The organism is Nocardiopsis exhalans (assembly GCF_024134545.1).
GTDB classification, from domain to species: Bacteria; Actinomycetota; Actinomycetes; order Streptosporangiales; family Streptosporangiaceae; genus Nocardiopsis; species Nocardiopsis exhalans.
In genome coordinates this window covers 2569756-2592954 of sequence record NZ_CP099837.1, presented here as the reverse complement: position 1 = coordinate 2592954, position 23199 = coordinate 2569756, and the positions used below count along the sequence as shown (strand labels likewise).

At 69.8% G+C, this 23199-nt stretch carries 19 protein-coding genes; 2 read left to right on the top strand and 17 right to left on the bottom strand.

What is annotated here, in order from left to right; all coding sequences use genetic code 11:
- Window positions 1–148: 148 nt before the first annotated feature.
- Window positions 149–1054 carry a LysR family transcriptional regulator gene (locus tag NE857_RS11590; RefSeq protein ID WP_254420981.1) on the bottom strand — a complete coding sequence of 302 codons (906 nt, stop codon included), beginning with the start codon at window positions 1052–1054 and terminating at the stop codon, window positions 149–151.
- A 73-nt stretch (window positions 1055–1127) separates the two neighbouring features.
- On the opposite strand from NE857_RS11590, the gene NE857_RS11585 reads away from it, so the two are divergent.
- Window positions 1128–2147, top strand: a complete 1020-nt coding sequence (locus NE857_RS11585; protein ID WP_254420980.1) for a DMT family transporter — start codon at window positions 1128–1130, stop codon at window positions 2145–2147.
- A 26-nt stretch (window positions 2148–2173) separates the two neighbouring features.
- On the opposite strand, the gene NE857_RS11580 is transcribed toward NE857_RS11585, so the two are convergent.
- The 4 genes from NE857_RS11580 to NE857_RS11565 all read right to left on the bottom strand — a co-directional run bounded on the left by NE857_RS11580 (window position 2174) and on the right by NE857_RS11565 (window position 4647).
- Window positions 2174–3100, bottom strand: coding sequence for an RluA family pseudouridine synthase (locus NE857_RS11580; protein WP_017579798.1), 927 nt, complete (start codon window positions 3098–3100; stop codon window positions 2174–2176).
- Complete coding sequence (gene lspA / locus NE857_RS11575; RefSeq protein WP_254420979.1) at window positions 3097–3747, bottom strand: signal peptidase II; 651 nt, start codon at window positions 3745–3747, stop codon at window positions 3097–3099. Before lspA ends, NE857_RS11580 begins: the two co-directional genes overlap by 4 nt.
- A gap of 29 nt (window positions 3748–3776) precedes the next feature.
- Window positions 3777–4187, bottom strand: coding sequence for a TraR/DksA family transcriptional regulator (locus tag NE857_RS11570; protein WP_254420978.1), 411 nt, complete (start codon window positions 4185–4187; stop codon window positions 3777–3779).
- A 199-nt stretch (window positions 4188–4386) separates the two neighbouring features.
- Window positions 4387–4647: a divalent-cation tolerance protein CutA gene (locus tag NE857_RS11565; protein WP_017579795.1), complete on the bottom strand. Its 261-nt coding sequence runs from the start codon at window positions 4645–4647 to the stop codon at window positions 4387–4389.
- 381 nt (window positions 4648–5028) lie between these two features.
- Between NE857_RS11565 and ileS the strand changes: the two genes are divergently transcribed.
- Window positions 5029–8229, top strand: coding sequence for an isoleucine--tRNA ligase (gene ileS / locus NE857_RS11560; protein WP_254421948.1), 3201 nt, complete (start codon window positions 5029–5031; stop codon window positions 8227–8229).
- A 782-nt stretch (window positions 8230–9011) separates the two neighbouring features.
- Here ileS and NE857_RS11555 read toward each other — a convergent pair.
- The 12 genes from NE857_RS11555 to ftsW form a co-directional block, all read right to left on the bottom strand.
- Complete coding sequence (locus NE857_RS11555; RefSeq protein ID WP_254420977.1) at window positions 9012–10676, bottom strand: IS4 family transposase; 1665 nt, start codon at window positions 10674–10676, stop codon at window positions 9012–9014.
- A gap of 459 nt (window positions 10677–11135) precedes the next feature.
- The gene (locus NE857_RS11550) at window positions 11136–12422 is read right to left on the bottom strand and encodes a hypothetical protein (RefSeq protein ID WP_254420976.1); all 1287 of its coding nucleotides are present in this window, start codon (window positions 12420–12422) and stop codon (window positions 11136–11138) included.
- A 75-nt stretch (window positions 12423–12497) separates the two neighbouring features.
- Entirely contained in the window at window positions 12498–13397 is a 900-nt protein-coding gene (locus NE857_RS11545; RefSeq protein ID WP_017579793.1) for a DivIVA domain-containing protein, read from the bottom strand.
- Between the two features lie 128 nt (window positions 13398–13525).
- Window positions 13526–13825, bottom strand: a complete 300-nt coding sequence (locus NE857_RS11540; RefSeq protein WP_017579792.1) for a YggT family protein — start codon at window positions 13823–13825, stop codon at window positions 13526–13528.
- A gap of 39 nt (window positions 13826–13864) precedes the next feature.
- A complete protein-coding gene (locus NE857_RS11535; RefSeq protein WP_017579791.1) occupies window positions 13865–14392 on the bottom strand; it encodes a cell division protein SepF in 528 nt (175 codons plus the stop codon).
- Between the two features lie 135 nt (window positions 14393–14527).
- Window positions 14528–15256 (bottom strand): YggS family pyridoxal phosphate-dependent enzyme, encoded by a 729-nt coding sequence (locus NE857_RS11530; protein WP_254420975.1) that lies wholly within the window; start codon window positions 15254–15256, stop codon window positions 14528–14530.
- Between the two features lie 136 nt (window positions 15257–15392).
- Window positions 15393–16112, bottom strand: coding sequence for a peptidoglycan editing factor PgeF (gene pgeF / locus NE857_RS11525; protein WP_254420974.1), 720 nt, complete (start codon window positions 16110–16112; stop codon window positions 15393–15395).
- Between the two features lie 135 nt (window positions 16113–16247).
- The gene (gene ftsZ, locus NE857_RS11520) at window positions 16248–17741 is read right to left on the bottom strand and encodes a cell division protein FtsZ (protein ID WP_254420973.1); all 1494 of its coding nucleotides are present in this window, start codon (window positions 17739–17741) and stop codon (window positions 16248–16250) included.
- 527 nt (window positions 17742–18268) lie between these two features.
- Complete coding sequence (locus tag NE857_RS11515) at window positions 18269–19021, bottom strand: cell division protein FtsQ/DivIB (protein WP_425572214.1); 753 nt, start codon at window positions 19019–19021, stop codon at window positions 18269–18271.
- Window positions 19022–19046: 25 nt separating this feature from the next.
- Window positions 19047–20510, bottom strand: coding sequence for a UDP-N-acetylmuramate--L-alanine ligase (gene murC, locus NE857_RS11510; protein ID WP_254420972.1), 1464 nt, complete (start codon window positions 20508–20510; stop codon window positions 19047–19049).
- A complete protein-coding gene (murG, locus tag NE857_RS11505; protein WP_184361129.1) occupies window positions 20507–21667 on the bottom strand; it encodes an undecaprenyldiphospho-muramoylpentapeptide beta-N-acetylglucosaminyltransferase in 1161 nt (386 codons plus the stop codon). Before murG ends, murC begins: the two co-directional genes overlap by 4 nt.
- Window positions 21664–23103 carry a putative lipid II flippase FtsW gene (gene ftsW / locus NE857_RS11500; RefSeq protein ID WP_254420971.1) on the bottom strand — a complete coding sequence of 480 codons (1440 nt, stop codon included), beginning with the start codon at window positions 23101–23103 and terminating at the stop codon, window positions 21664–21666. The genes murG and ftsW overlap by 4 nt, the downstream gene beginning before the upstream one ends.
- Window positions 23104–23199 lie beyond the last annotated feature (96 nt).

The window sequence follows — 23199 nt, the reverse complement described above, 5'->3', positions numbered from 1 at the left end:
CGAAGACGAACCGAAGACGGGGCGGCCCACCGGCCGCCCCGCCCCGGAGCCGTGCGGTCACCATCGACCTCACCCGGGTGTGCCCGGCAAGAACGAGGGAGTCCTTCGGTGTGGGCGTCGCCGGACATCACGCCTGGGGCCCGTGGGACTACTCCGTGTACGTCGCGGCGGCCTCGCGTAGGGCGCGGACCACTGCCCGGATGGCGGGGCGGCGGGAGGCGTCCGTGCGCCAGAAGACGTAGACCTGGCGGACCAGCGCGGGTTGGACCGGGACCACGCGGACCCCTTCGGGGAGAGGGCCGCGACCCAGGCGGGGCATGACGGCCGCTCCGATCCCGGCCGCGATGAGGGCCAGTTTGGTCTGGTGCTCCTCCGCGGAGTGAATGATCTCGGGTTCGGCGCCCCGGCCGCGGATGATGGCGTTCAGCCAGTCGTCGCAGATGGATCCCCTGGTCCAGCTGATCCAGGGCAGGTCCAGGATCTCGTCGAGCTCCAGGATCTCCCGGTGGGCCAGAGGGTGGTCGGCGGGCAGGGCGATGTCCCCTATGTCCTCCATGAGCGAGGCGCGCGTCATCCCCTGGGGCAGTTCCAGCGGCGCGCCCATCCAGTCCACGACCAGGGCCAGGTCGGCGTCGCCGCGTGCCATGGCGGAGACGCTCTCCTGGGGTTCCGCCTCGAGGAGTTCGACCCGCAGGGCCGGATGGGCCTCGCGCAGGGCCGGGAGGGCGGTGGGCAGGAGTCCGCGTACCGCCGTGGGAGTGGCGGACAGCCTCAGGTGGCCGGTGACCTCGCCCCGATGGGCTTCGAGGTCGGCTTCGGCGCGGTGGACCAGGGACAGGATGCGGGAGGTGTGTTCGACGAGGAGTTCGGCGGCGTCGGTCAGGCGCACTCCGCGCCCGTTCCGTTCGACCAGGGGTTGGCCGACCTCGCGTTCGAGTTTGGTCAGTTGCTGGGAGACGGCGGAGTTGGTGACGTGCAGGGCCTGGGAGGCGGCGCTGAGCGAGCCGTGGGCGGCGATGGCGTGCAGGACCCGGAGCCGGTCGACACTGAGCATGTAAGCAACTCTAAGGCCCTGGTTAAGAAATACGAAGTAGACCTAAGGGTTCTGTCAGGGATAGAAACATCCCATGTCCACTGTCCCCACAGCCTCGGCACCGGTTGTCCCGGTTTACCGCGAGCCGGTTCCCACCGGCACCGCTCAGCCCCGAAACCCGCTCCTGGGCTGGCGCGCCAAGTTCGTACTCCTCGCCCTCATCTGGGGCATGAGCTTCGTCCTGATCAAGACCGGTGCCGAGGTCCTCGCCCCGCTCCAGCTCGCCCTCGGGCGCATGGCCACTGGCGCCCTGCCGCTGCTCGCGGTCCTGTTCCTGAGCCGCGGGCGCCTGCCGTCCTCGCCCCGCCTGTGGGGGCACATGTTCGTGGTGGCCCTCCTGCTGAACACCATCCCGTTCACCCTGTTCGGCTACGCGGGGCAACTCATCCCATCCGCGCTGATGGGGATCGTCAACGCCTCGACCCCGCTGTTCGGGGTGGTGTTCGCGATGCTGATCCTGTCCGACGAGCGGCCGGACCGCACCCGCGTCCTCGGCCTCGGCATCGGCTTCCTCGGGGTGCTCACCGTCTTCGGGGTGTGGAACTCGCTGAGCACGGTGAACGTGACCGACGGCGATGCCCTGCTCGGGATGCTGATGGTGGTGGGCGCCACCGCCTGCTACGGGATCGGCACCCCCTACCTGCGCCGCTTCGTCGCGGGCAGTGCGCACACCGCGCTGGAGCTGAGCGCCCTGCAGATGCTGCTCGGCACCCTGCCCCTGCTGGTGCTGGCGCCCCTGCTCACCGAAGCCCCCACCGAGCTGACCTGGAAGGCCGTCCTGGCGGTGACCGTGCTGGGCGTGTTCGGCACCGGCTTCGCCTACATCCTGAACTACGCCATCGTGCGGGCCGCCGGAGCGACCGTGGCCACCACGGTCACCTATGTGGCCCCGGTGATCGCGGTCACCGCCGGGGTCGTCCTGCTCGGTGAGACCCTGAGCTGGAACCAGCCGCTCGGGGCACTGGTCATCATCCTGGGCGCGGCCCTGTGCCAGGGCGTACTACGCGTCCGCCGCCCGACCCCGAGCAGGGGCGGACGGCGGAAAGGTCACTGAGAGAGCGTGAGATCCAGCGCGCGGAGCTAGTCCTCGCGGAGCTTGGCCACGGCGGCTTCGAGGTCCTCCGGGTAGGGGCTGGAGAACTCCACCGGGCGGTGCTCGGTGGGGTGGTCGAAGCCCAGCCGCACCGCGTGCAGCCACTGGCGCTTGACACCCAGCCGCTCGGCGAGTGTGGGGTCGGCGCCGTAGAGGTGGTCACCTACGCAGGGGTGACGCAGCGCGGCCATGTGTACCCGGATCTGGTGGGTGCGGCCCGTCTCCAGCTTGATCTCCAGCAGGCTGGCGGCCCGGAAGGCCTCCTGGGTGTCGTAGTGCGTCACCGAGGGACGCCCGCCCGCGACCACGGCCCAGCGGCCGTCACCGGCGGGGTGGCGGTCGATCGGGGCGTCGACGGTGCCGCGCAGCGGGTCCGGGTGGCCCTGGACCAGCGTGTGGTAGTGCTTGTCCACGGTGCGCTCCTTGAACGCCCGCTTGAGCACGCTGTAGGCGGTCTCGCTCTTGGCGACCACCATCAGGCCGGTGGTGTTGGCGTCCAGGCGGTGCACGATGCCCTGACGCTCCGCGGCACCGCTGGTGGCCAGTTGCACGCCCGAGGCCAGCAGGCCCTCCAGGACGCTGGGGCCGGTCCAGCCGACCGTCGGGTGCGCGACCACGCCGACCGGCTTGTCCACCACGATGATGTCGGTGTCCTCGTGCACGATCCGCATGCCCGGGACCGCCTCGGCCCGCGGGACGGGGGCGGTGGGCGGCGGCGGGAGGGTGACCTCCAGCCAGGAACCGGCCTGCACCCGGTCGGACTTGCCCGCCTCGGCGCCGTCGAGGAGGACGCCGCCGTCCCCGATCAGCTCCGCGGCACGGGTCCGGGAGAGCCCGAACATCCGCGCGATCGCGGAATCCAGCCGGTCGCCCTCCAGACCGTCAGGGACGGGGAGGCTCCTTGTGTCGCTCATGCGCCGTTCCCCTTGTCGTTCTCTCCGCCGTCGTTCTCGGCGGAGTCCTGCCCGGCGGTACCACCGGGCGCCCCGGTGCCCTCGCCGTCACCCGCCTCAGCGGGTCCAGCGCTCTCGGTGTCCTCCTCCGCCGTCTCGTCCGCGACCATCGTCCCGTCCAGGTTGAGGCCCTTGAAGGTGAGTGCCACCACCAGGCAGGCCCCCACCACCACGCAGGAGTCGGCGATGTTGAAGACCGGAAAGGTCCCGACGCTGATGAAGTCGACGACCGCTCCGGTGCCGGGCGTCTCGCCCCGGAAGTAGCGGTCGACGAGGTTGCCCGCGGCCCCGCCCATCATGAGGCCGAGCGTGACGCCCCACCACACGCTGCGCACGCGCCAGCCGATGTAGGCGATCGCGAGGACCACGATGGTGGCGATGGCGGTGAACACCCAGGTGTAGCCGGTGCCGAGCGAGAACGCGGCGCCGGTGTTGTAGACCAGGGTGAACTGGACGAAGCTGCCGATGACGTCGAGGCGCTCGCCCTGGGAGAAGACCGCCAGTACCCATTCCTTGGTCAGGAAGTCGGCGACGATCGCGGCGAGCGCGACCAACAACAGGAGTACGTACCTGCGCGGCCGGGCAACGGTGTTGTCGGTCGTGGTCATGTTGCTGTCCCCGGAGGGCTCTACCTCAGTCAGCGACGCTCCTCGCGCTGTTTGCAGGTGACGCACAGGGTCGCACGCGGGAAGGCCTGTAGACGTGCCTTCCCGATGGCCTGGCCGCATGACTCACAGACCCCGTAGGTCCCCGCGCGCATCCGTTCGATCGCCCGCTCGTTCTTGGCGAGCAGGTCACGAGTATTGTAGGCCAACGCCAGATCGTGTTCGCGTTGGAAGGTCTTCGCACCGGTGTCCGCGGGATCGTCCCCCGCCCCCGCGACCGGGTCGGTGAGCAGCTCGTCGACCTCGTTCTCGCTCTCGCGGATCTCCTCCCGCTGAGCCACGATCTCGCTCTCCAACTGGTTCCGGACCTGCTCGAGTTCCTCCGGCGTCCAGGGCCCCTCCCCCGGCCGGACCGGCAGCGCCGCCGCCTCGGTGGCCTTCATCGCACTCCCCCTCCGCACGCCCCACAGCCCTCGCACCCCACCTGATCTGCGGGGTCTCCCCTTTTCGAGAAGGCCGTGAGTGGTGCCGTGAGCCTAGGCAATCGACCGCCCCAAGGCAATGATCCGGGCGGGGGCCTCTCGGAACCATCGACCTCGGAGTGATCCGCGGTGGAGCGTCACCGAGGCCGCTTCCTTACGCTCACTCCGCGACGGCGAAGCCGCCGTAGTCCTCGGCCAGCAGCAACAGGTGGGGTTCGTCGAAGGTGGCCGGGCCGCCGTGCGGGCCGGTCAGCACCTCGATGACCCAGTCCACGTCCTCGGCGTCGTCCTCGCCGGCGAGCATGTCCCGGTACACCCGGCAGGGCTCGTACCCCTGCTCGAGGAGCTGCTCGGCGAGCTCGTCCGCGTCCTCGCGGTCGGGCAGGGTCACCAGGACCGCGCCCCGCGTCTGCTCCGCCACGGCCGCCCCCTCACTTAATGCGCGGCACCTCTGGCCGCACTGCGTTATCCTGAACAGGTGTCGATGGGGACGAGTAACGCTGGCCCCGACCGGACGGACACAGCCTAGAGGGGGCTGGACCGCCCAAGCGACCCGGGGACGGTGCGAGCCCGGGGGCAACGACCAGCGCGAAGATCACCCCGGAGCCGCCGGAAGAACAGGTCGCGCACGCAGTGGTCAACACAGTGCGCGCGCCCCAGTAGAACCGGCACGAACCCAACGAAGTGGGACCCGCCACCGATCCGTCCAGCGGACTCGGGAAACGGCTCCAAGGGGGGTGGTACCGCGGGGCTCCGCCTCGTCCCTCCGTCAGGAACACCCCTGATGGAGAAAGGTACGACGGTGACCGACGACCCCCGGCCCGAATCCCGCGCGCTGCCCCAGCTGCCCGCTCAGATCGACCTGCCCGCGACGGAGCGCGAGATCCTCGGCCGCTGGTCGAAGGAGAACGTCTTCCAGCGGTCGCTCGACCAGACCCGCGGCAACGAGAACTGGGTGTTCTACGAGGGCCCGCCCACCGCGAACGGCCAGCCCGGCGTGCACCACGTCGAGGCCCGCGCCTTCAAGGACGTCTTCCCGCGCTTCCGCACCATGCGCGGCTACCACGTGGACCGCAAGGCCGGCTGGGACTGCCACGGCCTGCCCGTCGAGGTCGCCGTGGAGAAGGAACTCGGCCTGAGCGGCAAGAAGGACATCGAGGCCTTCGGCATCGCCGAGTTCAACGACCGCTGCCGCGAGTCCGTCCTGCGCAACGTGGACGCGTTCACCGCCATGACCGAGCGCATGGGCTACTGGGTGAACATGGAAGACGCCTACCGCACCATGGACCCGCAGTACGTGGAGTCCGTGTGGTGGGCGCTCAAGCAGATCTGGGACAAGGGCCTGCTGTCCCGCGACTACCGGATCAGCCCCTACTGCCCGCGCTGCGGCACCACCCTGTCCGACCACGAACTGGCCCAGGGCTACGAGACCGTCACCGACCCGTCGGTGTACGTGCGGTTCCCGGTCACCTCCGGCCCGCTGGCCTCACCCGAGCACCCCACCGCGCTGCTGGTGTGGACGACCACCCCGTGGACCCTGGTGTCCAACACCGCGGTGGCCGTGCACCCCGACGTCAAGTACGTGGTGGCCACCAACGGCGACGAGCGCCTCGTGGTCGCCGAGCCGCTGTTCGAGAAGGTACTCGGCGAGGGCTGGGAGCTCACCGGCGAGAGCTACGAGGGCGACGAGATGGAGCGCTGGACCTATCAGCGCCCCTTCGACCTGGTGCCCTTCGACGAGCCCGCGCACTACGTGGTGCTCGCCGACTACGTCACGGTCGAGGACGGTACGGGTCTGGTCCACCAGTCCCCCGCCTTCGGCGCCGACGACATGACGGTCTGCCGCTCCTACGGCCTGCCCGTGGTCAACCCGGTCCGCCCCGACGGCACCTTCGAGGCCGAGCTGCCGCTGGTCGGCGGGGTCTTCTTCAAGACCGCCGACAAGACGCTGGTCCGCGACCTCAAGGACCGCGGCCTGCTCTTCCGCCACCAGAACTACGAGCACTCCTACCCGCACTGCTGGCGCTGCCACACCGCGCTGCTCTACTACGCGGTCCCGTCCTGGTACATCCGCACCACCGCGGTCAAGGACGAGCTGCTCGCGCAGAACGACGTCACCAACTGGGTGCCGGAGAACGTCAAGGAGGGCCGCTTCGGCGAGTGGCTGCGCGGCAACGTCGACTGGGCGCTGTCCCGCAACCGCTACTGGGGCACCCCGCTGCCGATCTGGGAGTTCCCCGACGGCCGCCAGATCTGTGTCGGGTCCCTGGCGGAGCTGAGCGAGCTCAGCGGCCAGGACCTGTCCAACCTGGACCCGCACCGCCCCTACGTGGACGACATCGTCATCCCCGACCCCGAAGCCGACCCGTCCCTGCCCGAGGACCAGCGGGTCGCCCGCCGCGTGCCCGAGGTCATCGACGCGTGGTTCGACTCCGGTTCTATGCCGTTCGCCCAGTGGGGCGCGCCGCACCAGAACAAGGAGACCTTCGAGGAGAACTTCCCGGCGCAGTACATCTCCGAGGCGATCGACCAGACCCGTGGCTGGTTCTACTCGCTGCTGGCGGTCAGCACCCTGGTGTTCGGCCGCAACTCGTTCGAGAACGTGGTCGTGCTCGGCCACATCCTCGCCGAGGACGGCCGCAAGATGAGCAAGCACCTGGGCAACGTCATGCAGCCCATCCCGGTGATGGACCAGCACGGCGCGGACGCCCTGCGCTGGTTCATGCTGGCCAGCGGTTCGCCGTGGACGGCCCGCCGGGTCGGTCACGCCGCCCTGGAGGAGATCGTCCGCAAGGTGCTGCTGACCTACTACAGCACCACGTCCTTCTTCACCCTGTACGCCAACGCCGGCAGCGGCTGGGACCACTCGAAGCTGGCCGACGCCCCTGCTCCGCAGGACCGCCCGCTGCTGGACCGCTGGCTGCTGTCCGAGCTCAACGAGGTCGTGCGCGACGTCACCGAGGCGATGGACAAGTTCGACACGACCGGGGCCGGGCGCCGCCTGACCGCGTTCGTGGACGACGTGTCCAACTGGTACGTGCGCCGTTCCCGCCGCCGGTTCTGGGGCGGGGCGGACACCCCCGAGGGCGCGGCGGCCTTCGCCACGCTGTTCGAGGCGCTGGAGACAGTCACCCTGCTGATGGCGCCGATCGTGCCGTTCCTGACCGACCACGTGTGGTCCGCGCTGCGCCGCCCGGAGGGCCCGGACTCGGTGCACCTGGCCTCCTGGCCCCAGGTGAACGAGGACCTGATCGACCCCGAGCTGTCCAAGAACATGGCGCTGACCCGCCGTCTGGTGGAGCTGGGCCGCTCCGCCCGGGTGGACTCGGCCATGCGCACCCGGCAGCCCTTGGCCCGCGCCATGGTGGGCGCTCCGGGCTTCGCCGACCTGCCGGAGCAGCTGCGCGCGCAGGTGGCCGACGAGCTCAACGTGGCCGGGCTGGACTCGCTCTCCTCGGTTCGCGGCGACCTCGTGGACTACGTGGTCAAGCCGAACTTCCGCGCCCTGGGCAAGCGGTTCGCCAAGCGCACGCCGCTGGTGGCCAAGGCCATCCAGGCCGCCGACCCGGCCGCGCTGGTCGAGCAGGTCCGCGAGACCGGCTGGGCGCAGGTGCGGGTCGAGGACGAGCCGGTGGAGGTCAACGCCGACGAGGTGCTGGTGACCGAGCAGCCCCGCGAGGGCTGGGCGGTGGCCTCCGAGGCCGGTGAGACGGTGGCGCTGGACCTGGAGCTGACCCCGGAGCTGCGCCGCGCCGGTCTGGCCCGCGAGATGGTCCGGATGCTCCAGGAGGCCCGCAAGAACAGCGGCCTGGACGTGTCCGACCGGATCCACGTGTGGTGGGCCAGCGAGGACGAGGCCGTCCGGCAGGCGCTGTCCGAGCACGGTCAGATGATCGCCGGTGAGGTGCTCGCCGACGCCTTCGTGGCCGGCGCGGGCGAGGACGCCCCGCACTCCGCGGAGTCGGAGGAGTTCGGTGTGACCTTCAGCTTCCGCCGCGCCTGACCGTTGACGTGCTGAGGCGCTGAGGCGCTGTCGCACAGAAGGGCCCGCTCGTTCATCGACGCTGTTGGCGAATCCGGAGCGTTGGGACCCGGAGAAGCAGAGCGCCTGGCACGGAGAGCCTCTCCGTGCCAGGCTCAGCCTCGGGTAGGGCGTCCGGGGTGGGGGTCTGTGTGCGGTCTGTGGTTCGGGTTGCGGTTCCCCCGTTTCCCGACAGCCGCCAACCGCCGTCTCCGCTGCGCGGGTCAAGGTCAGCGACGAAAAGCGGCAGCGAAGGCAACAGGCTCCCCAGGCCTGCGCAGATCGGGTCACGTGTCGCGGCCGGTCTCTCGTGCCATCGGACCAGCGGTGGTGAGGGTGGGGTTCGGCGCTGGGGTGCTGGCTCTGGGAAAGCCGGGGTGTCCGTAACCCGCGCCTGGGGTTGTCCGCTGCTTCCGAAACCCCCTCACCCCCGATGATCTTGCTACCAGAAGCAAGTTCGGCGCCGATTTCGCTTCTGGTAGCAAGATCATCTTTGAAACAGGGGCCGAAACCGTACCCGGGGGCCTGGCGGGGCGCGGTTGTGGTTCGCAGGCACGCATGACCGGCCGCGACACGTCCAGGCGTTGGGCTCCGGGCTGGGGAGGGCACCGGCCGAAGGCCGTGCAGTTGCCGTTGGGCCCCCTGGGGGCCCGTCTACCACCCCGGACCACACCTCCCCCGTTTCCCGACAGCCGCCAACCGCCGTCGCAGCGAAGCGGGTCAAGGTGGAGCGCCCGCAGCGAAGCGAGGACAAGGCCGTTTAGTTAAGGAACACGCTGGGCTGTCAACTCCACCCCCGCCCACCGCAGAGCCAGCGTGTATCGGCCATGCGCGGTCCGTTGCAGGAACCCCTCCTGGACCCACACCCCCATCTGCGTGGCCAGACTCCGATAATGCGGATAATCCAACGCCCGAGCGACCTCGATCGGACTCCACCCCCGACTCAGGTCCGAGCCCAACAGGCGCATCGTGCGCTCCTTGGACCCACCGGGCCGGATCCCGGGCACCATCTTGGCCGCGGGCTGTTGGGGCCCCGCCACGGCCTCGGGCGCAGGGGCCAAGATCTCCAACTCCAGATCCTGCACCCGATCGGTGGTCAGGGGCCGCTCGGGGTCGGCTTCGCGGTAACGCCGGTGGGAACACTTGAGCTTGCGTGCGCTGATCCGAGCACGGCGGGCCGGGAGCAGGTTCTCCCGTACCGCTTGGACTATGCCCCCGCCTCGGCCGGGGGCGTCTTGGTCGGGCAGCACCTGCTGGGCGGTGATGACCTGGCAACGGGCGGTGTTCAGGGCGGTGGTGAAGGGGGCCCGATCGGCGTGGGTGCCTGGCCGGGACTCCACCGCCTCGACCATGGGCATGCGCAGCGCCTGGTAGAGCACCAGCAGGGCCCACACCTCCTGCTCCAGGCCGGCCGGGTCCTGGGAGCGCAGCACACGACGGTGCAGCAGGGTGTGTCGTAGGGAGTAGAAGGCCGATTCCACCTCCCAGCGTTCGTGGTACAGGGCCAGCAGTTGCCGGGCGGGGTCGGTGCGGTGGTCCAGCAGGGTGGTGGCCAGCCGGTACACGCCCCTGACCTGTGTCCCGTCCTGGGTGGTGGCGGTGATGCGGGCTTGGACGATGCGGAGTTTGAGCCCGTCCAGGTGAGTCAGGTAAGAGCCGTCCGGGAGCAGGGTTTCCACCCGGGGGCGGCGGTGTTCTCGCAGGCGGATCAGGAGTTGGGCTCCGGTGTCGGCGACCTCGCCCAGGAAGGTGTTGCCTTGGTAGGCCTGGTCGGCCAGGACCAGCATCTGGGGGGTGAGCCGGTCGAGCAGGGTGCGGGCCTGGTCGGGTTCGCCGCTGGGGGCGCGGGTCAGGGTGGCGCCCAGCAGGGAGCGGGTACCGGTCTCGCACAGGGCGGTGATCTGCAGGCGGGGGTAGCCTTCCGTGCCTTGCTGGTAGCAGATCTTGCGGAGCCAGGTGAGGTTGCGTGCGCTGTCGGGGGCTTTGATCGAGTGGCAGGCGTCGAAGGCCACGGTGCGCCAGTGCCGGTAGCGGGTTCCTGGGGTGGTGGGTTGGGCCAAGGGAGCCGCCAGGGTCTGGAAGAGGGTTTTGAACGGGGTGGGGCCCAGGCGTCGGCGCAGGTGCACGAGCGCGGCCTGGCTGGGGCGGGGCAGGGGCAGGCTTTGCAGGCCCGCTACGAGGGTGTCCCAGACGCGGGCGTATCCCAGGTGGGGGAACAGGTTCAGGGCCAGCACGAAGTAGACCCCGACCCGTGAGGGCAGAGCGCGCAGTCGTTGTTGCTGGGTGCGGGTGTGTTCCAGGACGGCGTCGATGAGGTCGAAGGGCAGGTAGCGGGTGAGTTCGCCTAGGTGGCCGGGGGCGTAGATACCGGCGGCCACGGTGATGGTGCGGGTGTGGGTGTGGGAGGTGGTGGCATACTGGTCGGGCAACGGGGCCTCCGGGGCAGGTGGATCTTGGTCGATTTCCTGCTTTTATCGGAGGTCCCGTTCTTTGTGTTGGGTGGGGTGGTGCTACGGGCTTGACAGCTGGCTTGGAGCGCTAACTAAACGGCCTTGGAAGCGAGGACGAACGACCTTGACGCGCGCAGCGCAGACGGCAACCATCAAGCGGCGGGAAACGGGGGAACCGCAACCCGAAACCCAGGCCCCAGACCCCAGACCCCAGACCCCAGGCCGCACACAGCCCCACCCCGGACGCCCTACCCGAGCCCGAGCCTGACACAGAGAAGCCCCTCCACATCAGCCGCCCCAGATCAGCCTCTCCGCTTCTCCGGGCCCCAGCGCTTTCTCCGGCCCCTTCGCTCCGGGTTCGCCAACAGCATCGTTCTTCGAGCGGGCCCTTCGTGGTGTTCTCGGGTGTTCGTGGTGTTCTCGGGTGTGAGGGGGCCGCTAGCTGGAGCAGGAGGAGTCCGGCTCCTTGGCGCGGTCCGGCTGACCGTCCTCGTCGCTGTTGCCGGTGTCGTCGGTCTCTTCCGAGCCGGAGTCCTCGGCCGCCTCCGTGGCTTCGGGGGCTTCGTCCGCGGCCCCAGGAACCTCCGTGACCTCAGGGGTCTTGTCCGAGGCTTCTTCAGTCTCCTCGCCGTCGAGGATGGCGGCGTAGGCCAGAGCCGGGTCCTCGGCAGGCTGTTCCTCTGCGAGCTGCTCGTAGGTGACGTCGGCCGAGCGTTCCGAGTCCTCGGGCTCCTCGGGGATCTGTGTCTCCGCCACGGGCTCCGCTTCGGGGGCCTCTTCCCCGGATTCCGGGACGTCCTCGGCCACCGGCCCAGCCTCAAGGTCCTCTTCGGAGTCCTCGGCGGTCTCAGCGGCCTCCACAGCCTCTTCGGCGGGGTTCTCCTCCACCGGAGCCTCCTGGTGGCCCTCGGCGTCCTCGACGTCCGCCACGGGCTCCTCGCCCTCCTGGGGCGGCTCCTCGTGGTCGGCGTCCTCGACCGACGCCTCCTCGCGGTCCTCGCGAGTGGTCCGGGTGGGGATGCGGTAGGTGAACGCCTCGGCGGGAGGTTCTTCCCGCTCGGGCTCCGGGGCGGCCTCTGCTTCGGGCTCCGCCTCGGGTTCGGGGGCGGTCTCTGCCTCGACCGGCTCCTCGGCCCGTTCCTCGGCCGGTGCGGAGGCCCCTGCCTCGGAAACCTCAGCCTCGGCGGGCTCGTCCGGTGCTGTTTCAGGTCCGGAGTCCGGTTCGACGGCCGCTTCCGGCCAGTTCCCCAGCGTGGGGGTCTGCCAGCGGGGAACCTCGAACTCCGCTTCCTCTTCGCTGTCCTCAGCGGCCGCCGGACGCGGCTCACTGACGGGAGCGGGGTGCCCCGGGGGCACGGGGTGCTCTGCGATCTGCTCTACGCGCTGCTCCGAGGGGGCGGATTCCCGCACCGGCTGCTCAGCCGGTGCGGGTACGCGCCCAGACTCCTCCGGTTCCCACGGCGGGGCCGCTACCGTGCCGGCCGCTGCCGCGGCCATCACGGGGACGGACGACTTCCCCAAACCGTCCGTCCGTTCCGTCCGCTCCGTGTCCGTTCCGCTCCCGCTGAACCGTCCCTGAATGATCGCGCCCAACAGGAGGAGGACGCTCAGCCCGCCGAGTCCCAGGGCGATGTACACCAGGTTGGGTTCGGCGAGCACCAGGGCAGCAGCGATGACGGCGATGGCCGCCAGCACCGCCACGGTGGCGAGGAGGCTAAGGATCACGGGTCGACCAGGGCCTTTACACGTGTGGAGCCGGAGTTTTCAGTTGTTCGGAGCCGCACTGCCGCTCGATGGGATCTAGCGACGCTCGTGCGGGGCCTCACCCGGGTGGAAACCACCGTGCTGGGCGGGCTCGGGCTGACCGAACGGGTTACCGCCGGGGCCGTGCTGCTGGAGCGCGGGGGTTCCGCCGGTCTGGGGGGCCATCGTCTGGAAGCCACCCGTGGTGTTCGGGTTGGGCTCGACGGACTTGCCCTCCTCGTTGAGCTCACGCAGCTGACGCTCGAAGTAGTCCTTCAGGCGGCTGCGGTACTCGCGCTCGAAGTCCTTCAGCACGTTGACCTTGTGCTCGAGCTCCTCGCGCTGCTGGACCAGGCTGCCCATGACCTGACGGTGGCGCTCCTGAGCGTCACGGTCGAGGTTCTCGGAACGGGCCCGGGCCTCACCGATGATCTGGTCGGCCTGACGGCGCGCCTTGCCGAGGATGTCCTCGGACTCGTGGCGGGCGCGGCCGAGGGTCTCGTCCGCCTCGCGGCGGGCGTCGGAGATCGCCTGGTCGGCGGTCTGCTGGGCGAGCGCCAGGACACGGGCGGCCGTGTCCATGTTCTCCTCGCCACCCATGGCCATGTTGGCGCCGGTCATGCCCATCTGCGGCTGCGGCTGCGGCGCGGGCGGCTGGGGCTGCGGCTCGATGGGCTGCTGCGCCTGGACGGGCTCCGGGCGCATCTGCTCCATCTGCTGCGGCGCCTCGGGGGCCTGCTCCTGCGGCTGCTGGAAGTCCTGCATGCCGGCGTTGGGGACCTTACCCCGCAGGCACTCGGCAAGCTTGCCGCGCAGTTCCTCGTTCTCCTGGATCAGTCGGTCCAGCTCAGACTCGACCTCGTCGAGAAAGGCGTCGACCTCTTCTTCGTCATACCCGGGTCGGAGCCGGGTAGTGCTGAACTGCTTGTTCCGCACATCGGCGGGTGTCAGCGGCATGTTCGTCTCCTTGGCGCGCTTGGAGTCTGTCCGTAGGGACGCTACCTGATCGTGACCTTACGGCAATCCAGATCATGACCAAGACCACATATCGGAATCAGGGGTTGTCTTTTCTGTCCCTGTTCCCCTTACGCGAAGCTCACCATCAGGCCCCTCAGAACGCTCTGAAGGATGATCACACCGAAGAAGAGGACCAGCACACTCAGGTCGAGTGCGATACTCCCCAGCCGGATCGGCTTGATGAACTTGCGCAGGAACTTCAGTGGCGGGTCGGTGATCGTGTACACGATCTCAGCGAGCACGAGCACGAACCCGGTGGGCCGCCAGGACCGGGAGAAGGACTGCACCATCTCCAGGACCACCCTCGCTATCAGCACGAAGACAAACAGCTGAAGCAGACTCAGCAGCACGAACAGGACGATACTCACGGTCGTTCCCCGACCCAATCTCTGGACAAATGTGATGGTCTAGCTCTGATTGAAGAACCCTCGCTCGGCGATCCGCGCCTTGTCTTCGGCGGTCACCTCGACGTTGGCCGGGGACAGCAGGAACACCTTGTTGGTTACGCGTTCGATACTGCCATGGAGACCGAAGATCAGGCCAGCCGCGAAGTCGACCAGACGCTTGGCGTCGCTGTCGACCATCTCGGTCAGGTTCATGATCACCGGTGTACCTTCCCGGAAGTGTTCTCCGATCGTACGCGCCTCGTTGTAGGTGCGTGGGTGGAGCGTGGTGATCCGAGCAAGGTCGGCGGTTGAGGCAGTCGTGGTCGTACCACCGCGTCGCTCACCCGTTCCCAGGTAGTCGCCGGTGTCCGTCACAGCGTCGCCTCGTGCTTCCTCGCCTCGTGGGGTGTCAGCGCCGCGGTCACGCTGCTCGTCCACGACCTCGTCGAAATCGTCGAACTCATCATATTCGTCCGCATAGCGGTGATCGTAACGGTCGTCCTCCACGAGGCCGAGGTAGACCGCCATCTTGCGCATCGCGCCGGCCATCTCATGTCCTCCGTCGTCCCCGCGGCCTTCACCGCAGCCGACTCCTCCGTCTTCGGCCCCTGTGCCCCGCGTGCGCGGGGTGTCCGCTCATTCGGGCGAACGCCACAGACAGGCCCCAAGGTCTATGTGGGGACATTACCCCACGATCGGTCCCCGGGAGCCGAGCAACGCCGTACCGAGTCGCAGGTGTGTCGCGCCTCGCCCGATCGCGGCTTCGAGGTCCCCGCTCATCCCGGCGGAGATCACTGTCGCCTGAGGGTAGCGATCCCGAATCCGCCCCGCCACCTCGTACAGACGGGCGAAGGCTTCGTCCGGATCGCCGCCCAGCGGAGCTACCGCCATCACCCCGCCGAGGGCGAGCGCCTCGTGCTCGGCGATGCGTGCGGCGAGCGCGGGCGCGTCGGCCGGGTCCACGCCGCCGCGCGGACCGATGACCCCCGACCGAGAGTCGGTGTCCAGGTTCACCTGTACCAGACAGGTCAGACGCCGCTCGGCGGCGGCCGCACGGTCCCCCAGCGCCCGGGCCAGCTTGGCCCGGTCCACCGAGTGCACGACGTCGGCGTAGGAGGCCACCGATCGGGCCTTGTTGCTCTGTAGCTGACCCACGAAGTGCCAGGTCAGGCCCAGGTCGGCGGTCTCGGCGGCCTTGGGGGCCGCTTCCTGGTCGCGGTTCTCGCCGACGTCGGTGACCCCGAGGGAAGCGAGAATACGCACGTCACTGGCGGGATAGGTCTTGGTCACGCCGATCAGCGACACCTCCGAGGGGTCGCGGTCGGCCTTGTGGCAGGCCGACCCGATCCTGGCCCGCGCGGCCGTGAGGTTGGCGCGGATCTGTTCAGTGCGCGCGGGGTCGGTGTGTGACACGGGTGTTCCTTTTCCCTACTGACTGCTGTCGGCTTCGGTGGTGTGTCCTGGGGTGGCCGTGGCCGAAAGTGGCCCCGGAGGTGTACGGAGCCCGGGGTGCCAGGGGAAGGCCCGGGTGACCCGGATGCTCCGAAGGTCAGACGCGCCAGAGGAAGGAGGCGAACCTGCCGGTGGGCGCTCCTCCGCGGTGGGAGAAGAGCTCGGGGGTCTCCAGGGTGCAGCGGCCGTCGGCGGTGATGTCGGCGACCCCCGCACGGCGCAACTGGGCGGTGACGGCGGCGACCATGTCCACGCCGGGGGTGCCCCGGCGGGTGGTGGCAGCCGCCTCGGGGGTGTGTTGGGCCGTCTCGGCCTGGAGCTCGGGCGGGACCTCGTAGCAGCCGCCGCAGATCGCCGGGCCGAGGAAGACGGTGATGTGATCCACACGCGCGCCCTGGTCGACCATCGTCCGCACCAGGTTGACCGCCACCCCGTTCGCGGTGCCCAGGCGCCCGGAGTGGGCCGCCCCCAGCACACCGGCTTCGGTGTCGGCGGCGAGCACGGGCAGGCAGTCGGCGGCCATCGAGGCCAGGACCAGGTCCGGCCGGGTGGTGACCACTCCGTCGCAGGTGCCGACCCCGCCGGGTTCGGTGGCCACGAGCACGTCGGCGCTGTGCACCTGGTTCATCCACACGACGCTGTCGACGTCGAAACCCAGTTCCTGGGCCGCGCGTGCGCGGTTGGCCATGACCGCCTCGCGGCTGTCACCGGACCCCAGTCCGATGTTGAGCGAGTCGAACGGAGGCTGGCTCACACCGCCCTTGCGTTCGGTGACGGCTGCACGGACACCGTGCCCCAGGTCGATCAAGTTGCCCATCGGCGCGACGCGGCCCTTCCCTCTGCCCCGAGGGAGACCTGGCGGCTGCTCCGCTGGCTCTCCCGTGGGGCGGCGACGGCCCCGCCGCAAGGGTCGGGGCCGCTGACACGTCGATGGTACCGGGGTGGTGAGGGGCTACTTGAGGAACTCCGGCACGTCCAGGTCGTCGGGGTCGTCGAAAATGACCCGGCGACGGGGCGTGGGCACCTCGCCACGGCGCTCCGAGGCGTCCGAGACCGCGTGGATGTGGCTCGGCTGGGCTTCCGGCTCGGCGGCCGGGGCCTGCTGCTCCTCGGCCGGAGCGACCTGCTGGGACTCCGGGGCGACCGGCTCGGACTCGCTGTGGGAGACCGGGTAACCGTTGCCCTGGGCCTGCTCGGCATGGGGCTGGGTCGGCTCGAACTCCGAACGCACCGGTTCCGGCTGGACGGGCTCGGGCCGGACCGGCTCCTGCGTCACCGCGGGCTGCACCGGCGGCATGGCGGGAGCTTCCTGGGCGGGCTGGGCCGGGCGCGACGGAGCGATCCACGGCATGCTGGTGGCCGGCGCCCCGCTCGCGTCAGCGGCGGACGGCGTCGCCTTGGCCGACGAACCCTCCCTGCCGGACGTGATGCCTGCCGTGGGGGCGACGGCCTCAGGAGGGTCCACCGGCTGGTGCTCCCGCACCACGGCTCCGGTGACCTCCGGTTCGTCGAAGCCCGCCGCGATCACGGTGACCCGAACCTCGTCACCCAGGGCGTCGTCGATGACGGCACCGAAGATGATGTTGGCCTCGGGCGCCGCGGAGTTGGCGACCAGCTGTGCCGCCTCGTTGATCTCGAAGAGTCCGAGGTCGGAGCCGCCCTGGATGGACAGCAGCACACCGTGTGCCCCGTCGATGCTGGCTTCGAGCAGTGGTGAGGAGATCGCCAGTTCGGCCGCTGCCACGGCCCTGTCGTCCCCTCGAGCCGATCCGATTCCCATCAGCGCCGATCCGGCCCCCGACATGACCGACTTGACGTCGGCGAAGTCCAGGTTGATCAGGCCCGGCGTGGTGATCAGGTCGGTGATGCCCTGGACACCGGAGAGCAGGACCTGGTCGGCCGCCTTGAAGGCGTCCAGCACACTGACCTGGCGGTCAGAGATGGACAGCAGGCGGTCGTTGGGGATGACGATGAGGGTGTCGACCTCCTCGCGGAGCATCGCTATCCCCGACTCGGCCTGGGTCGCCCGCCGCTTGCCCTCGAAACCGAAGGGGCGGGTGACCACACCGATGGTGAGCGCTCCGAGGGAGCGGGCGATGTTGGCGACGACCGGGGCTCCACCGGTGCCGGTCCCGCCGCCCTCGCCCGCCGTGACGAAGACCATGTCGGCCCCCTTGAGGACCTCCTCGATCTCCTCGCGGTGGTCTTCGGCGGCCTTACGGCCGACATCGGGGTTGGCGCCTGCGCCAAGGCCACGGGTGAGCTCACGGCCGACGTCGAGCTTGACGTCCGCGTCGCTCATCAGCAGCGCTTGGGCGTCGGTATTGATCGCGATGAACTCGACGCCTTTGAGCCCCTCTTCGATCATTCGGTTGACGGCGTTGACACCGCCGCCGCCGATGCCGACGACTTTGATGACCGCGAGGTAGTTCTGCGGTGCTGCCACGACGAGGGGCCTTTCCGCTCGCATACGCCGTTCCGTCTACGCGTGTGCTGGCTGTGACCAGCAGGTGCGCCGGCGGTCCGGCATCCGGTTCTTCAGTGTGCGTTTCGGTTGCCCCCGAACGGCCACCCGGTCGGGCGGCTGTCAGTGGGGGAACCCGGGGCCACCGGTACCGCTCTTCCCCTCGCCGGGCCGACCCGTGGGCCGGACCGCGGTCCGCTCTGTCGGAGCGGGGTGAGACGGTTCCTGTGTACCCCTGAAAGCGTGTTTTGCTACGTTCTTGACGTTGGTTGTGCTTCCCGACAGTAAGCGGACCGCCGGGTACGGGCAACCGATGTTGGCCTCAGCCTAACGGCGTATAACGCAAGGAAGCGAAGTGCGCACTCGGCGCGTCGCGTCTGGAATGTCCTGGCGGGACGATCCGCGCGGGGAGCTCCGAACGCGCCAGCGCTCTCGACGCGTCCCTAATACACCCCTAAGGGGGCCTTGCCCGGGATCTTCCGTCTCCTGTGCGTTCCTTGGCGCGCGCTTCACCTGACGATCGCCAGGTCGGGGGTTCCGACGTCGTAGACCCGCCCCTCCTGGGGCGGGTGCTCGCGCATCAGGACGCGCAGGACGTCGCTCTTGCCGGAGGTGCCGTGCGCGTCACCCCACTCCACCAGTGAGCCGTCGCCGAGCTCGACGGTGATCTGATCGGTGTCGGTGGCGTCGATGAGCTGTATCTGGGCGATGAGGGAGTCCGGGGCCTGCTCCACGATGTCCGCGGCGGCCCGAACCGCCTCGTTGCCCTCGATCTCCCCGGTGACCCGGACCAGCGGGTGGGTTCCGGGACGGCTCGCCGAGTCCTCGATCCGCACGCCGTCGCCGTCGACCAGCCGGTAATCCTCCCCCACCCGGATGGCGAGCAGGGGACGCCGCTCGACGACCTCCACCCTGAGGGTGGCGGGCCAGCCGCGGGTCACCGTCGCGGACTCGACCAGGTCCAGGCTCTCGGCGCGGTCGCGGCCCTGGTCCAGGTCCACCCGGATCAACGGGGTCCCCGTGTCCACCGCCACGGCAGCGACGACCTCCTCCTGCGACACCCGGTCCAGACCGCTGACGGCGACCTCGCGCACCACGAGCAGGCGCGAGCCGAGCAGCACCCACGTGACCACGCAGACCAGGGAGACGACGAGCAGTACCGCGAAGGCGACCTTCCAGGGATCCGACCCCGTGCTGTCCCCTGTCGTGGCCTGCGCCTTCTTCGTGGCCTGGGCCTTCGCCCCGTCCCGGTCAGCGCCCACGTGTGCGTGCTCCTCTAACTGGCCTCTAGCTGGTTTCGGTACCCTCGGCGACCCGCGCCAGCTCCTCCACGATCAGCGGCCCCAGCTCGGTGACGTCACCGGCGCCCATGGTGAGGACGATGTCCCCGGGGCGGGCCAGCTCGGCCACCACGCGCACGGACTCCTGGTGGCCCGGCACGTACCGGACACCGTCGTGGGAGACCTTCGAGGTGATGATCTCGCCGGTGACCCCGGGCTCGGGGTCCTCACGGGCCGCGTAGATCTCCATCACCACGACCTCGTCGGCCAGGCTCAGGGCGGTGGCGAACTCCTCGGCGAAGATCCGGGTCCGGCTGTACAGGTGCGGCTGGAACAGCGCGACGACCCGGCCCTCGGGGATCTCCTCCCCGTTCTCCTTCGCGTCCTCGGCGAAGGAGCGCAGAGCGGCGCGGGTGGCGCGCAGGTCGGCGTCGATCTCGGTGGGGTGGTGGGCGTAGCTGTCGTAGACGCCCACGCCGTTGCCCTCGCCCTTGAGCTCGAAGCGGCGGGCGGCTCCGGCGAAGTCGGCGATGCCCTCGACCGCGACCTCCAGGTCGTGGCCGAGCTCGTCGGCGACGGCGACCGCGGCGGCGGCGTTCTGCACGTTGTGCAGCCCGGGGACGGCCAGGGTGCCGTCGATCGGGTCGCCTTCGGCGGGGGTGAGGGTGAACTCGGTGGTGAAGCCGCGGGGGCGGATCCGGGTGATCCGGTAGTCGGCGTCGGCGGCTTCCCCGTAGGTGAGCACCTTCTTGCCGCGTTCACGAGCCAGCTCGGCGACAGTGCGAGCGCCCGGGTCGTCGATCCCGACGATCAGGGTGCGCTCGACCCGGTCGACGAAGTTCGCGAAGTTGGCGTGGATCTCGTCGATGCCGCTGTAGTTGTCCAGGTGGTCGGCCTCGACGTTGGTGACCACGGCGATCTTGGGCGAGAGCATCAGGAAGGACCCGTCGCTCTCGTCGGCCTCCACCGCGATGGCCTCGCCGACCCCGGCGTCGGCACCCAGGCCGGTGGTGACCAGCTTGCCGCCGATCACGTAGCCGGGGTCGACGCCCAGGTGCTGCAGGACCACGGTGACCATGGAGGTCGTGGTGGTCTTACCGTGGGTGCCGGAGACCGCGATGCCCTCGCGGCCCAGCAGGAGGGCGCCCAGGGCGGCGGCGCGGGGCAGGATACGGATGCCGCGGGCGCGGGCCTCGGCGAGCTCGGGGTTGTTCTCGCGGATCGCGGAGGAGACCACGAGGGTGTCGGCCTTGCCCAGGTTCTCGGCGGCGTGGCCGACGAAGACCTGCGCGCCCATCTGCTCGAGCTCGCGCAGGGTGTCGCTGTCGCGTGCGTCGCTGCCCGAGACCTCGACCCCGGACTGCAGCAGCACACGGGCGATGCCGGACATCCCGGCTCCGCCCAGGCCGATGAAGTGGGTACGGCCGAGCTCGTCGACGGGGACCGGGTCGGTCGGCTTGACCAGGCTCATCGTGTGTCTTTCCCGTCGTCGTAGAAGGCTTCGTCGTCGCCGTCCTCGGGCAACGGCAGTTCGGGGGTGGGTTTGTCGCCGCGGGCGATCGCCAGGACCTCGCGGGCGAGTTCGGTGTCGGCTTCGCGTCGGCCCATCCGGGCGGCCGCCTCGGACATGGCCACGACGCGGTCGGTGTCGGTGAGCAGCGGGATGAGCTGGTTGGCGATCCACTCGACCGAGACGTCGGCGTTGTCGACCATCAGGCCGCCGCCCGCCTGGACGATGGGCTGGGCGTTGAGGGCCTGCTCACCGTTGCCGATGGCCAGTGGAACGAACGCGCCGGGCAGGCCCACGGCCGTGAGTTCGGCGCAGGTCATCGCACCGGAGCGGCACATCGCCACGTCGGCGGCGGCGTAGGCCATGTCCATGCGGTCCACGTAGGGGACGGCGACGTAGGGGATGCCGTCCTGGGTGAAGTCCTGGGGTTCGTCGGCGTTCTTGGGGCCGACCACGTGCAGGACCTGCACGCCCGCCTGGCGGAAGGCCGCGGCGGCGTTGAAGGCGGTCTCGTTGATGCGCTGGGCGCCCTGGGAGCCGCCGAAGATCAGCAGGGTGGGCAGGTCCGGGCGCAGCCCGAAGTAGGCGCGGGCCTTGTCGCCCATGGCCAGCCGGTCCAGCGAGGTGATCTGCTGGCGCAGCGGGATGCCGATGAAGCGGCCGTTGCGGATCTGGGTGTGCGGGTGCCCGGTGAACACGTGCGGGGTCAGCCGCGCGCCGAGCCGGTTGGCCAGGCCCGGGAGGGGGTTGGCCTCGTGCACCACGATGGGGAGTTTGCGGCGCCGGGCCGCCAGGTAGCCGGGGGTGGCCACGTAACCGCCGAAGCCCACGATGACGTCGGCCTGGAGTTTGTCCAGCTGCTCACCCGCGGCGCTGAGCGCGCCCGCGAGCTTGCCGGGGACCGTGAGCAGCTGCGGGGTGAGCCGACGCGGCAGGGGAACCGCCGGGATCAGACCGAGTTCGTAGCCGCGCATGGGCACCAGCCGGGTCTCCAGACCCCGCTCGGTGCCCAGGCAGAGGATCTCCGTGTTGGGTTCGATGCGCCGGAGCGCGTCCGCAAGGGAGAGTGCGGGCTCGATATGCCCGGCCGTGCCGCCTCCGGCTAGGGCTACCCTCATCGTCGCCGATTCCTCCTTGGCCGGTCACCAGCCGGGACCGGTCCGCTGTTGTTCTTGGCCGTGGTCTTGGCACCAGCCTTGCTGCCGCGCTCCTGCGACTTGCGCGGGGCACGCGGCGCGGTGGTGCGCTTGGAGGACGCCGAGCCGTTCCGATTCTGGACGGAAGCGACGATGTTCTCCAGGCCAAGCCAGCTTAGAGCCCTTTGGACCCAACTGGGACCCCGGGCCGCCAGGGCCTTCTGTGCCTGGGGCTCCTGGCGGGCGATGGCGAGCAGCACTCCGAGCGCGATCATCGTGGGGATGAGCGCCGAACCACCGTAGGAGACCAGCGGGAGCGGGATGCCGGTGACCGGGACCAGGCCGATGACGGCGGCGATGTTGATCATGGCCTGGCCGAGGATCCAGGTCACGATGGCGAAGGCGGCCAGCCGCGAGAAGGAGTCCTTGACGCGGTAGGCCACGCGCAGCCCGGCGTAGCCGAGCATGCCGAACAGTCCGAGCACCAGGAGGGTGCCGATGAGACCGAACTCCTCGCCGATGATGGCGAAGATGAAGTCGGACTCGGCGAAGGGGAGGAACCCCCACTTCTCCCGGCTGGCGCCGATGCCGACCCCGAAGATACCGCCGGTGCCCAGGGCGTAGAGGCCGTGCAGGGACTGGAAGCCGGAGCCGGTCGGATCCGCGCCGGGGTCGAGGAACGCCGTGATGCGGGTCATCCGGAAGGGTTCGATGGCGATGACGATCCCGGCGAGGCCGAGGACGAGTCCGAACATGCCCAGGAAGAGCCGCCCGGGGGCGCCCACGACCCACAGCAGGCCCAGGAACACGAGCAGCAGGACCAGTGTGGTGGACAGGTCCGAGCCGAGCAGGACGAGCAGCACGAGCAGACCGCAGCCGGGCAGCAGCGGGATGAGCAGGTGCCGCCACTCGGTCAGCTCCTTGAGCTCCTCCTTGCGGGCCAGGGTGTTGGCACCCCACAGGGCGAAGGCGATCTTGGCCGGCTCGGAGGGCTGGATGAGCAGGCCGCCGATCTCCAGCCAGCGGATCGCGCCGTTGACCTCGGTGCCCTGAAAGGCGGTGAGCAACAGCAGCGCCACGGACAGGATCATCGCCGGGTAGCCGACCATGCGGAAGACCCACAGCGGCAGCTGGGAGGCGATCACCATCAGCGGCAGGCCGATCATCGCCGACACCAGCTGGCGCTGGAACACGGAGAAGGCGGAGCCGGTCTCGGTGATGGAGTTGACCATCGTCGAGGACAGCACCATCACCAGTCCCAGGGCGATGAGCATGACCCCGGTACTGAGGATCAGGTAGTAGGAGGTGAGGGGGCGGTCCAGGGACCGGGCCCACTCACGCCAGAGCGCCCGTTCGCGCCCGCCGGTCGCCGTGCGCGCCCTGGAACGGGACACCCCGGGCACCGTTGTCGTCGCCATCCACATCCTCCGCCCGATTCGCGCCTCAATCCTTGCGTACCGGCGGGTTCGGAACCGTGGACATTTTCCGCGTGTTGGCCATCTTTGGCCGGGTGC